At 58.0% G+C, this 12003-nt stretch carries 11 protein-coding genes; 6 read left to right on the plus strand and 5 right to left on the minus strand.

Going from position 1 to position 12003, the window contains the following annotated elements:
• A partial coding sequence (gene phaP / locus Q0O19_RS11795) for a TIGR01841 family phasin (protein WP_295523216.1) occupies positions 1-367 on the plus strand: 367 nt, incomplete at its 5' end.
• Positions 368-549: 182 nt separating this feature from the next.
• Here phaP and Q0O19_RS11800 read toward each other — a convergent pair.
• Positions 550-1392 carry a patatin-like phospholipase family protein gene (locus Q0O19_RS11800; RefSeq protein WP_295523217.1) on the minus strand — a complete coding sequence of 281 codons (843 nt, stop codon included), beginning with the start codon at positions 1390-1392 and terminating at the stop codon, positions 550-552.
• Between the two features lie 172 nt (positions 1393-1564).
• Here Q0O19_RS11800 and Q0O19_RS11805 point away from each other — a divergent pair, with 172 nt between their 5' ends.
• Positions 1565-2608 (plus strand): extracellular solute-binding protein, encoded by a 1044-nt coding sequence (locus tag Q0O19_RS11805; protein ID WP_295523219.1) that lies wholly within the window; start codon positions 1565-1567, stop codon positions 2606-2608.
• A gap of 3 nt (positions 2609-2611) precedes the next feature.
• On the opposite strand, the gene ahpF is transcribed toward Q0O19_RS11805, so the two are convergent.
• The 3 genes from ahpF to Q0O19_RS11820 all read right to left on the minus strand — a co-directional run bounded on the left by ahpF (position 2612) and on the right by Q0O19_RS11820 (position 5501).
• Positions 2612-4162, minus strand: a complete 1551-nt coding sequence (ahpF, locus tag Q0O19_RS11810) for an alkyl hydroperoxide reductase subunit F (protein ID WP_295523221.1) — start codon at positions 4160-4162, stop codon at positions 2612-2614.
• 183 nt (positions 4163-4345) lie between these two features.
• The gene (gene ahpC, locus Q0O19_RS11815) at positions 4346-4909 is read right to left on the minus strand and encodes an alkyl hydroperoxide reductase subunit C (RefSeq protein WP_295523223.1); all 564 of its coding nucleotides are present in this window, start codon (positions 4907-4909) and stop codon (positions 4346-4348) included.
• Between the two features lie 118 nt (positions 4910-5027).
• A complete protein-coding gene (locus Q0O19_RS11820; protein WP_295523225.1) occupies positions 5028-5501 on the minus strand; it encodes a DUF423 domain-containing protein in 474 nt (157 codons plus the stop codon).
• A 151-nt stretch (positions 5502-5652) separates the two neighbouring features.
• Here Q0O19_RS11820 and Q0O19_RS11825 point away from each other — a divergent pair, with 151 nt between their 5' ends.
• From Q0O19_RS11825 to Q0O19_RS11835, 3 genes are all read left to right on the plus strand, one after another.
• Positions 5653-6411 carry a 3-hydroxyacyl-CoA dehydrogenase gene (locus tag Q0O19_RS11825; protein ID WP_295523226.1) on the plus strand — a complete coding sequence of 253 codons (759 nt, stop codon included), beginning with the start codon at positions 5653-5655 and terminating at the stop codon, positions 6409-6411.
• 85 nt (positions 6412-6496) lie between these two features.
• A complete protein-coding gene (locus Q0O19_RS11830) occupies positions 6497-8305 on the plus strand; it encodes a gamma-glutamyltransferase family protein (protein WP_295523228.1) in 1809 nt (602 codons plus the stop codon).
• Between the two features lie 134 nt (positions 8306-8439).
• Positions 8440-9423 (plus strand): tripartite tricarboxylate transporter substrate binding protein, encoded by a 984-nt coding sequence (locus Q0O19_RS11835; protein WP_295523231.1) that lies wholly within the window; start codon positions 8440-8442, stop codon positions 9421-9423.
• Positions 9424-9513: 90 nt separating this feature from the next.
• On the opposite strand, the gene acs is transcribed toward Q0O19_RS11835, so the two are convergent.
• Positions 9514-11475, minus strand: coding sequence for an acetate--CoA ligase (gene acs / locus Q0O19_RS11840; protein ID WP_295523233.1), 1962 nt, complete (start codon positions 11473-11475; stop codon positions 9514-9516).
• A gap of 178 nt (positions 11476-11653) precedes the next feature.
• Between acs and Q0O19_RS11845 the strand changes: the two genes are divergently transcribed.
• A partial coding sequence (locus tag Q0O19_RS11845; protein ID WP_295523235.1) for a YqhA family protein occupies positions 11654-12003 on the plus strand: 350 nt, incomplete at its 3' end.

Here is a 12003-nt window from a genome sequence, read left to right on the forward strand (position 1 = left end):
CGCCAAAGACGCCCAGGAATTGCTGGCCATGCAAGCCAACCTGTTCCAGCCATTGGCCGAAAAAACATCCGCCTACAGCCGTCACCTGTACGACATCGCTTCGGGCACAAGTGGCGAATTCACCAAAGCATTCGAATCCCAATCGGCTGCCGCTCAAAAGCAATTGGCCACTTTGGTGGACACCGCTGCTCAAAATGCACCTGCCGGTTCCGAGCAAGCGGTGGCCATGATGAAAAGTGCAGTTGGTGCAGCCAGTGCCGCTTTTGAGTCGGTGCAAAAAGCCGTCAAGCAAGCCGCTGACTTGGCCGAATCCAATTTGGCCACGGTGACGCAAACTGCCGCGCCCAAAGCAGTCAAGAAAAAGTGATGGTTCAGTTCCGTTCAGGCACGCGTGGCCCAACGGATCTTCAGGCAAGTTGTCTCCTCGGGTCCTTTTGAATTTCTGGATGAGAAACATGGACCCCTTCAAGGGCTGATCGTCAGATCAGCCCTTTTTTTATTTGCCAAATTCAGCCCAGGTCGACTCAGCCAAGGCCCATTCAGTCCAGGTCAGCGGCCCTCTTCGAACTGCGCCAAGCGCATTTTCAGAGCGGGCAAGGATGCCCGCATGGCTGAGCGTCCGGCCTCTATGGATCGCATGCGTGCGCCAAAGTCCGCACTTTTGATTCCAAACAAGGCAGGTCTGACCACAAAATCGGCCTCCTTCAAGGCCAAGGTGTTGATGGTCTTGCCCATGATGGTGAAGGTTTGCATCAGGATTTGAAACGTGTCGGCCGAAGGATTGCCCTCAGGGTCGCTGGAGATGTCCACAGCGATCACGAAATTGGCCCCCATGTCACGTGTTTGGCGCACCGGCACGGGCGCCACCAAACCACCATCGACATACTCCCGATCCCCAATGCGCACCGGCTGAAAAACCCCCGGAACTGCGCTAGAGGCCCGCACGGCCGCACCCGTGTTGCCCCGTCGAAAGGTGATCGCCTCGCCAGTTTTCAAGTCGGTGGCCACGATCCCCAAGGGGATTTTCATCTGCTCCAAGTTGCGCCCACCCACTTGGGTGTTGACGTATTTGGCCAGCGCCTCTCCTCGCAAAGCACCTCTGTTCAAAATGGGCAACATCCAGTCGGTGATGTCGGCCTCTTGCATGGTTTCGGCAATGCGGGCCAATTCAGCCGTGCTTTTGCCACTGGCATACAAAGCCGCCACCAAGCTCCCGGCCGAAGTGCCCACCAAATGGCTGGGTCGCAATCCCGCTTCTTCCAGCACCTCGATCACACCCAAATGCGCAAAGCCGCGCGCCGCGCCACCGCCCAAAGCCAGGCCCAGTTTCAACTCGCGTCGCTCAACAACGGGCGGTGTTTTACCTACTTCACTTGTTGGGACGGGCGGCATGCCGCCACAAGCCGACAACAACAGGCAGAGTGGCAAACACCAAAAGGCCCAACCCCTCAGCGGCACTTTGTTCAGGTCGCTTTGTACCCACAAAGAGGGATGACTTAAAAATAACTTATTGAGAATGATTCGCATTTGTACTAAACTCTGAATAACCAAACCACTAAAAAACATGACTTTCACAAAATCCATTGTCGGCATCGCTTGCCTGCTCAGCACCCTCTCCACATTGGCGCAAGACAAAATCCTGAACATCTACTCAGCCAGGCATTACCCGACCGACGAGGTCATGTACAGCGACTTCAGCAAAGCCACCGGCATCAAGATCAACCGGGTCGATGCCGACGATGCCGGTATTCTCGCCCGCCTGCGAGCAGAAGGTGCAGCTTCACCTGCCGATGTGATTTTGCTGGTGGACGCCGCTCGCTTGTGGCGTGCCGAGGTCGATGGGCTTTTCTTGCCCATCAAATCAGCCAAACTCGAAGAAGCCATTCCGACCATATTGCGAGCCAAAGCATCCGACAACGGCGGAACCGCTTGGTTTGGCCTGTCCACACGGGCGCGTGTGATCGTGTACGACAAGGTCACGTACAACAAAACCGATGTGGACAGCTACGAGAAACTGGCCGAATCAAAATTCAAGGGGAAGTTGTGCATCCGCTCTGGCTCACACCCTTACAACCTGAGCTTGTTTGGCGCCATGACCGAACACCTGGGTTCTCAAAAAACCGAAATCTGGCTCAAGGGTCTGGTGGACAACATGGCCCGCAGCCCCAAAGGCGGTGACACCGACCAGATCAAGGGAGTGGCCTCTGGCGAATGCGGTGTAGCGGTGACCAACACTTACTATCTGGCCCGCATGATGCGCTCGTCCAACCCGGCTGACAAAGCAGTGACCGACAAAATTGGGGTGGTCTTTCCCAATCAAAGCAGCTGGGGCACGCACGTCAATGTGGCCGGGGGCGCGGTCGCCCGTTACGCCAAAAACACGGAAAACGCGGTCAAATTTTTGGAATACCTTGCCAGCCCCAGTGCGCAAAACCACTTTGCCAACGGCAACAACGAATGGCCCGCCGCCAAAGGTGTGGGCTTTGACAACCCGGCCCTCAAAGCCATGACCGGCGGCAGCTTCAAAAGCGAGTTGCTCCCGACCAGCGCCGTGGGCATGAACCAGATCAAGGTCCAGCAAATGCTGGACCGCGTCGGCTTCAAATAAAGCTCAAGACCGGATCAGGTGGTCGAAGGCGCTCAGGGCGGCCTTGGAGCCTTCACCTGCGGCGATCACGATTTGCTTGAAGGGCACGGTGGTGCAGTCACCTGCGGCAAACACGCCGGGCACATTGGTGTGGCCTTTGGCATCAATCATGATCTCACCAAACTTGGAGAGTTCGATCGTGCCTTTCAAGAACTCGGTGTTGGGCACCAAGCCGATTTGCACGAACACGCCCACCAACGCCACATGGTGCTCGGTGCCGGTGGCGCGGTCACGATAGCGGATACCGTTGACCTTGCTGCCGTCACCGGTGATTTCGGTGGTCTGGGCGTTGGTGTGCACCGTCACATTGGGCAGGCTGTTGAGCTTGTTCACCAGCACGGCGTCGGCTTTGAGCTGATCAGCAAATTCGATCACGGTGACGTGCTCGACGATGCCAGCCAGGTCAATCGCCGCTTCGATGCCGGAGTTGCCGCCACCGATCACAGCGGTGCGCTTGCCCTTGAACAACGGGCCGTCGCAATGCGGGCAGTACGCCACACCCTTGTTTTTGTACTCGGCTTCGCCGGGCACGTTCACATTGCGCCAACGCGCACCCGTCGACAAAATCACGGTTTTGGCTTTGAGCGTTGCGCCGTTTTCCATGTGGACTTGCACCAAACCATCCGCGCCAGCTGGCGTCAACTTGTCAGCGCGTTGCAGGTTCATGATGTCCACGCCGTACTGGCGCACTTGGGCTTCCAAGGCGGCGGCGAACTTGGGGCCGTCGGTCTCGAGCACCGAGATGTAATTCTCAATCGCCATGGTGTCGTTGGTCTGGCCGCCAAAGCGCTCAGCCGCCACACCCACCCGGATGCCTTTGCGGGCCGCGTAAACAGCGGCCGCCGCGCCTGCAGGTCCACCGCCCACAATCAGCACTTCATAGGGATCTTTGGCGTCCAACTTGGCCGCTTCGCGGGTGGCGGCGCCCGTATCGAGCTTGGCCACGATTTCTTCCACACTCATGCGGCCCGAGCCGAACACCTGACCATTCAAGAAGACCATGGGCACAGCCATGATCTGGCGCTCTTCCACTTCCTTCTGGAATGCACCGCCTTCGATCACCACCGTTTTAACCTTGGGGTTGAAGATGGCCATGAGCGACAGGGCCTGCACCACGTCAGGGCAGTTGTGGCACGACAAAGACATGTACACCTCAAAACTGAAGTCGCCGTCCAAGCCTTTGATGGCCTCAATGACTTCGGGATCGACCTTGGGCGGGTGGCCGCCAGTCCAAAGCAGCGCCAAGACCAAGGAGGTGAACTCGTGGCCCAGCGGCAAACCGGCAAAGCGAACGCCCTGGGTTTCACCGTCTCGCAACACCTCAAATGAAGGCTTGCGCGCATCGTTGCCCGAGGTGTCCAGCGTGACCTTGTCGGACAGACCCACGATGGTTTCCAACAGGCTTTTCATGTCCGTGCCGGTTTCGCTGTCGTCGAGCGATGCGAGCAAACGAATCGGATGGCGCAGCAAGGCCAGGTATTGCTGCAATTGCGCTTTGAGGGTGTCGTCGAGCATGGTTTTCTCCAGTTTCAAGGTGCAAACATTCAGGGCCCTGCTTGTGGCGAGGCCTCGAAAAAAAGGTTTTGGGGGAATCGTTGAGGACAGCGCACACCAGGTTTGTGGCCGTGTTGCGCTGTGCTCAACGCCCTGCACTGCAGGGTGGTGAAAGCCCTGATCAACAGGGCTTGGGTTCAAGATTTAGATCTTGCCGACCAAGTCGATGGAAGGCGCCAAAGTCTTCGCGCCTTCTTTCCATTTGGCGGGGCACACTTGGCCTGGGTTCGCGGCGGTGTACTGGGCAGCGGTCAGCTTGCGCAATGTCTCAGACACATCACGGGCGATTTCATTGGAATGGACTTCCATGGTCTTGATCATGCCGTCTGGGTTGATCACGAAGGTGCCGCGCAAGGCCAGACCGTCTTCTTCGATGTGCACGCCAAAAGCGCGTGTCAGCTTGTGTGTGGGGTCACCGATCAATGGGAACTTGGCTTTGCCCACAGCAGGCGAAGTCTCGTGCCACACTTTGTGCGAGAAGTGGGTGTCGGTGGTGATGATGTACACCTCAGCGCCAACTTTTTGGAAAGCTGCATAGTTGTCAGCCGCGTCTTCGATTTCTGTGGGGCAGTTGAAGGTGAACGCCGCGGGCATGAAGATGAACACGTTCCACTTGCCTTTGAGGCTGGCTTCGGTGATTTCGACGAACTTGCCGTTGTGGAAGGCTTGGTTTTTGAACGGCTGAACTTGTGTGTTGATCAGGGACATGGTGTTTCCTTGGTTGATTTAAAAAAACTATCGAATGAGATAACTCATTGGTAGCAATCATAATTCAACCTAGGGTTTTTACCGATGAATAGTTCCTATGGCGTCGATAGCCAAAAGCTTAAGACCCCAGCTTGCTCGATGGGCTGGTCTCCATGGCGCTGCGCGCAGTGGCCAAACCAAGGGCCAAACTCAACCAAGCCACAATCCACGCGCCTCCCCCCCAAGGCACCCACGCCCGCAGCAAGTCAAACCCAAGGACATGGCGCGCATACAGGTTGAAACTGAAGAGGACCAAACCCACCAGCATCAGCCAGCCCGCTGACAGCAGCCATCGGGAGACCCGAAATACCACCAAAGCCAAGCCTGTGAACAGCAGGCCCAGAGAATGGAATTGATGCTGGGTCAATGCGGTTTGCACCATGGCGGGCAAGCCGCCTGCAAATACGGGCAAATGCGCCAATGCGGCACTGAACACCACACTCAGGCAAGCACTTAAGGCACCCAAACTCAAGAAAAGACGCGCCGACAACGGCCAAGGTCGATGGGGTTTCGTTTGTCCGAGTGCATCAGATGGGATGGAATTGAGGGTCATGATGAACCGAGTCAACGGCTTGCAAATGAAGAGGTCCCATTGAAGCACGGCTTTGAAAACCGCATTCAACCAGCACCAAAAGGGCAAGAATCAATGACCAGGTGTGCATAATTGAAGTTGACGTAACGTCAATCAAATTCAGGAGACCATCATGGACATTCAAGGCAAAGTTTTCATCGTCACGGGTGGCGCATCGGGCCTGGGCGAAGGCACAGCGCGCATGTTGGCGGCCAACGGCGCCAAGGTGGTGATCGCCGACATGCAGTCTGAAAAAGGCGACGCAATAGCCCAAGAACTGGGCGGCGCCTTCGTCAAGTGCGATGTGAGCAACGAAGCCGACGGCCAAGCCGTGGTGGCCAAAGCGGTGTCCATGGGCAAGCTGATGGGCCTGGTCAACTGTGCAGGCATCGCCCCTGCCGAAAAAACCGTGGGCAAAAACGGCGCACACAACCTGGCCGTCTACACCAAGACCATCATGGTCAACTTGGTCGGCACCTTCAACATGATCCGTCTGGCTTCGGAAGCCATGTGCCAAAACGAGCCCGAATCCACTGGCGAGCGCGGCGTGCTGATCAGTACCGCCAGCGTGGCCGCCTACGACGGGCAGATTGGACAGGCCGCTTACGCCGCGTCCAAAGGCGGCGTGGTGGGCATGACGCTGCCGATTGCCCGCGACCTCGCACGCAATGGCATCCGCAACATGACCATTGCCCCCGGTATTTTTGGCACCCCCATGCTGTTCGGCATGCCGCAAGAAGTGCAAGACGCCTTGGCCGCCGGCGTGCCCTTTCCCAGCCGCCTGGGCACCCCGCAGGACTACGCCAAATTGGCCAAACACATCATCGAAAACGACATGCTCAATGGCGAAGTGATTCGCTTGGATGGGGCGATCCGCCTCGCACCGAAATGATGGGAGCCTTCCAAGGCCCAAGGTGACAGCCCAGCGAGGCCTGTTGTCAATTTCGGGCTAGCATGTTGCACAGATGGAGGTCCACATGCATACCCAGTTGAGTTTGACTCTGATCACCCTGACCTTGTTGGGCGCTTGCGCATCCCCAACCCCGAGCACAGGCTGGCAATACAGTGTTCCCGAGCAACCCGAAGCAGCCACTGGCATGACCAATAAACCAGGCTGGGCCTTCGCCCGTCAAGCTGTGGCTGCCGCCAATCCCTTGGCCGCCGATGCCGGATTGCAAGTTTTGCGTGCGGGTGGTTCGGCGCTGGATGCAGCCATAGCAGTCCAACTGGTGCTGGGTTTGGTGGAACCACAATCGAGTGGCATTGGTGGCGGGGCCTTTTTGCTGCACTTTGACGGTCAAAAAGTCTCCGCGCACGATGGCCGGGAAACCGCACCTGCAGGCGCGCGCCCGGACATGTTCATGGGCAGCGACGGCAAAGCATTTGGTTTTGACGATGCTGTTTTGAGCGGACACGCGGTCGGCGTGCCCGGTGCGGTGCGCATGCTGGAGTCGGCCCACAAGCAGCATGGCAACTTGCCTTGGGCACAGCTGTTTCAGCCCGCGATCACCTTGGCCGAACAAGGCTTCAAGGTGAGCCCGCGGCTTCACAGCCTGCTGCAAAGCGACCCCCATCTGAAAAAAGACCCCTTGGCCTTGCGCTTTTTTTATAACCCGCAGGGCCAGGCCTGGCCCGTGGGCCATGTGCTGCGCAACCCCGAATACGCCCATGTGCTGCGGCGCATCGCGGCCGAGGGCAGCCTTGCCCTGCACGAAGGGCCTGTGGCCCAAGCCATTGTGCAGCGAGCCCAAACTGCGCCCCGACCCGGCAGCTTGAGCCTGCAAGACTTGCGCACTTACCAGCCTAAAGTGCGCGAGGCCTTGTGTTTCGACCATACGGCTCAGACACGCGTTTACCGCATCTGCGGCTTTCCACCCCCTTCATCAGGGCAAATCGCCATCGGCCAAATTCTGGGCATTATGGGCAAAACCAATGCCCAAGGCCTAGAAATGCAAGCCGGTCTGCCCTCTTCCGACTGGCTGCACCGCTACACCGAGGCCTCGCGCCTGGCCTTTGCAGACCGCGCGCAATACCTCGCAGACCCTGATTTCGTGAAAGCCCCGGGAGGCGACTGGCGCAGTCTCTTGGAACCGGACTACCTGCGTCAACGCAGTCAGTTGATTGGCACTCAAGCCATGAAGACCGCATCACCGGGCCTGCCTGCAGGCGTCAAATCAGCGTGGGCACCCATGCCCAATCAAACCGAATACGGCACCAGCCACATCAGCGTGGTGGACGCACAAGGCCGCGCGTTGGCCATGACCACCACCATCGAGGCTGCTTTTGGTTCACGACGCATGGTCACCACCGACCCCTCACGACCCGGTGGCTTTTTGCTGAACAACGAATTGACCGACTTCAGCTTTGCGCCTGCGGACGGCCAAGGCCGCCCGATTGCCAACCGAGTCGAGCCGGGCAAGCGCCCGCGCTCTTCCATGTCACCCACCTTGGTATTTGACAAAACCTCCGGTCAATTGCTCATGAGCGGTGGCAGCCCTGGCGGAGCAGCCATCATCCACTACACCGCCAAGCTGCTCACGGGCACATTGCACTGGGGGCTGAACGCGCAGCAGGCCATCGACCTGCCCAACTTCGGCTCCTTGGGTGGCCCCACACTGCTGGAAGCCCAGCGCTTTGACCGCAGCACCGTGGACGCCCTGAAAGCGCGCGGTCACGAGGTGCGTGAAATGGACATGACCAGCGGCATTCAAGCGATTGAGCGCACACCCAATGGATGGTTTGGGGGGGCGGACCCGCGACGCGAAGGCTTGGTGTTGGGCGACTGAACCCATCAACCAGGGGCATCCTCTGACACCAGTCACACAAGCGACCAGCCCAGGGTCAGCGTGCAGGTTTGCCCCCTTGTCGGAACGATCGACTTGATTTTCAATAAGCTGACCTATTCATCAAGGAGACTGGTTTGACAACCCAAGGCACGTCACGACGCACTTTTGTTCAAGCCTCTGTGGCCGCAGCAGCCACAGTGGCATTTCCTACTGTGGCGCAGGCACAAGCTTTTCCAGCCAAGCCCATCAAACTGATCTGCCCCTGGCCTGCTGGCGGCTCAAGCGACGCGGTCATGCGTGCTTTGGCTGAGAGCGCCGCCAAGGCATTGGGCGTTCAAGTGGTCATCGAAAACAAACCCGGCGCCAGCGGCATGCTCGGACCCAATGAACTGGTTCGTGCCCAGCCCGACGGCTACACCCTGTCGCAAATCACCATTGGCGTGGCGCGTTTGCCGCACATGCAAAAAATGCAGTTTGATCCGCTCAAAGACTTCACTTACATCGCCTGCCTGACCGGCTATACCTTTGGCGTGGTCGTCAGGGCAGACTCCCCCATCAAATCCATCGCCGATTTGGTGGCATTTGCCCGGGCCAACCCAGGCAAATTCACCTATGGCTCCACTGGCAACGGCACCACGCCACACTTGGCATTTGCAGAATTCGCCAGCAAAGCCAAAATCGACGTTACCCATGTGCCTTTCAAAGGCAGCGCAGATGGCGTGCAAGCTGTGCTGGGCGGCCATGTGATGTCGCACAGCGACGCCACCGGCTGGGCACCGCAGGTCGAGGCAGGCACCATGCGACTGCTGGCCACCTATGGCAGCAAACGCACCAAGCGCTGGCCCAACGTGCCCACACTCAACGAACTGGGTTTCGACACCGTGTCCGACTCGCCCTTTGGCATCGGCGGCCCCAAGGGCATGGACCCGGCTGTGGTCAAAAAATTACATGACGCCTTCAGGAGCACCTTGCAAGACCCGGCTGTCATGGCCAGCTTCGACAAATACGACCAGTCGGTGATTTACATGGGCACGGAGGAATACACCAAGTTCATCCGCGACACCTTCCAATCTGAAAAGGCAGTGATCGAGCGCCTAGGCTTGGCCATGAAAAGCTGAAACGGCCACGCACCATGACAAAAGGCAGCCGAGGCTGCCTTTTTTTCATCGGTGCGAGGGGCTGAAAAGCCCTCTGCGCTTCAGCGACTATCAATAGGCCTGACCCAGCTGACCCAAAATTGCCGGGTTTTCCAAAGTCGAGATGTCTTGCGTGATCTCTTCGCCTTTGGCCAGCGAACGCAACAAGCGGCGCATGATCTTGCCCGAACGGGTCTTGGGCAAGTTCTCGCCGAAGCGGATGTCTTTGGGCTTGGCAATCGGACCGATTTCCTTGGCGATGTGGTCGCGCAATTGCTTGGCAATGGCCTTGCCTTCTTCGGTGTCGGGCAGCGAGCGTTTGAGCACAACGAAGGCGCAAATCGCTTCTCCTGTGGTGTCGTCAGGGCGGCCCACCACGGCGGCTTCGGCCACCAACTCGGTGCAACTGACCAAGGCCGATTCGATTTCCATGGTCCCCATGCGGTGACCCGAGACGTTCAGGACGTCGTCAATGCGGCCCGTGATGGTGAAGTAACCGGTTTTCTCATCGCGGATCGCACCGTCACCCGCCAAGTAATACTTGCCCTTGAAGTCTTCCGGGTAGTAACTCTTTTTGAAGCGCTCAGGGTCGCCCCAGATGTTGCGGATCATGGAAGGCCATGGGCGCTTGACCACCAAAATGCCGCCTTGGCCATCGGGCATGTCTTTACCGGTCTCGTCCACGATGGCCGCTTGAATGCCGGGGAAGGCCAGCGTGCAAGAGCCAGGCACCATGGGTGTGGCACCAGGCAGCGGCGTGATCATGTGGCCGCCAGTTTCGGTTTGCCAGAAGGTGTCCACGATGGGGCAATTGCCCCCCCCCACATGCTGGTGGTACCACTCCCAGGCGGCAGGGTTGATCGGCTCGCCGACCGAGCCGAGCAAACGCAGGCTGGACAGGTCATAGCTCTTGGGATGCACGGCATCGTTGGCTTCGGCCGCTTTGATCAGCGATCGGATGGCTGTGGGCGCGGTGTAGAAGATGGTGGCTTTGTGGTCCTGAATCATCTTCCAGAAACGGCCGGCGTTCGGATAAGTGGGCACGCCTTCAAACACGATCTCGGTGCCACCCAGGGCCAGGGGGCCATAGGTGATGTAGGTGTGGCCTGTGACCCAACCGATGTCGGCGGTGCACCAGAACACGTCGTCTTGCTTCAAGTCGAAGGTCCATTGGGTGGTCAAGGCTGCATGCAGGAGGTAGCCGCCGGTGCTGTGCTGAACGCCTTTGGGCTTGCCTGTGGAGCCTGAGGTGTAAAGCAAGAACAAGGGGTGCTCGGCACCCACCCACTCGGGCTCGCAGGTGGTGGCCTGTTGGTCGGCCAGCTCGGCCATCCACTGGTCGCGGCCAGCGGTCATGGCGATGTCGGCGCCCGAGCGCTTGACGACCAACACATTCTTGATGGAGCCGCAACCGCCCAGGTTGATGGCATCGTCCACGATGGATTTGAGGGGCAGCAATTTGCCGCCGCGCACCTGGTTGTCGGCGGTGATGACCGCCACCGCGCCGGTGTCTTCAATGCGGTCGCGCAGCGACTGGGCAGAAAAGCCACCGAACACCACCGAATGGGTTGCGCCGATGCGGGCACAGGCCTGCATGGCGGCCACGCCTTCAATGGACATGGAGATGTAGATGACCACGCGGTCACCTTTTTGAATGCCCAAGCTCTTCAACACGTTGGCATATTGGCAGGTCTTGGCCAGCAACTGGCTGTAAGTCACTTGGGTCACTTCGCCGCCATCGGCTTCGAAAATGATGGCGGTCTTGTCGCCCAAGCCTTTTTCGACGTTGCGGTCCAGGCAGTTGTAAGAGGCATTCAGCGTGCCGTCTTCGAACCACTTGAAAAAAGGCGCATTGGACTCGTCGAGCACCCGGGTGAAGGGGGTCTTCCAGCTGATCAGTTCGTTGGCCAGGCGAGCCCAGTAGCCTTGGTAGTCGGCTTCGGCTTCTTTGCAAAGCGCTTCATAAGCAGGCATGCCAGAGACGTGAGCGTTTTTGACAAAGTCAGCGCTGGGTTGGTAAAGGTTGGAACTCATCGAATTTGTCTCCTCAATGACATAAGTGTTTTGAAAACTGGTGCAAATGTCTGCTTTCGCACTTACAAAGCACTGACTGACATCAGACTTGCACGAACTTGGGGTGAAATGGAACTTCTACCGCCTAAAATCTATTTTCGCCGCAAGGCCCTGCCTTCAAGCCCTATTCAGGAAAAACATGTCCACCAAGCAGTCCGCCCCTCCAGGCAAATTGAGCCCCTTGAGCAATTTCATTTTTGCCAGCCGTTGGTTGCAATTGCCCCTTTACTTGGGGCTGATCGCCGCACAAGCGGTCTATGTATACCATTTTTGGGTTGAACTGATCCACCTGCTGGAGGCCGCTTTCGGCAACCAGGTCGCCCTCCAAGCCCTGGTCAGCAGCATTGGCTACAAAGCCGATGTGCAGTTAACGGCACTGAATGAAACCGTGATCATGCTGGTGGTTTTGGCCTTGATCGACGTGGTCATGATCTCCAACCTGTTGATCATGGTGATTGTGGGCGGCTACGAGACTTTTGTCTCTCGTTT

It is taken from the genome of Limnohabitans sp. Rim8 (assembly GCF_945869175.1).
Lineage (GTDB): Bacteria > Pseudomonadota > Gammaproteobacteria > Burkholderiales > Burkholderiaceae_C > Limnohabitans_A.

Coding starts and splice junctions, on each gene's coding strand:
- Q0O19_RS11825 (WP_295523226.1), top strand. CDS start 5,653: ATGGACATTCAAGGCAAAGTTTTCATCGTCACGGGTGGCGCATCGGGC.
- Q0O19_RS11830 (WP_295523228.1), top strand. CDS start 6,497: ATGCATACCCAGTTGAGTTTGACTCTGATCACCCTGACCTTGTTGGGC.
- ahpC (WP_295523223.1), bottom strand. CDS start 4,909: ATGTCCCTGATCAACACACAAGTTCAGCCGTTCAAAAACCAAGCCTTC.
- Q0O19_RS11820 (WP_295523225.1), bottom strand. CDS start 5,501: ATGACCCTCAATTCCATCCCATCTGATGCACTCGGACAAACGAAACCC.
- ahpF (WP_295523221.1), bottom strand. CDS start 4,162: ATGCTCGACGACACCCTCAAAGCGCAATTGCAGCAATACCTGGCCTTG.
- Q0O19_RS11805 (WP_295523219.1), top strand. CDS start 1,565: ATGACTTTCACAAAATCCATTGTCGGCATCGCTTGCCTGCTCAGCACC.
- acs (WP_295523233.1), bottom strand. CDS start 11,475: ATGAGTTCCAACCTTTACCAACCCAGCGCTGACTTTGTCAAAAACGCT.
- Q0O19_RS11800 (WP_295523217.1), bottom strand. CDS start 1,392: ATGCCGCCCGTCCCAACAAGTGAAGTAGGTAAAACACCGCCCGTTGTT.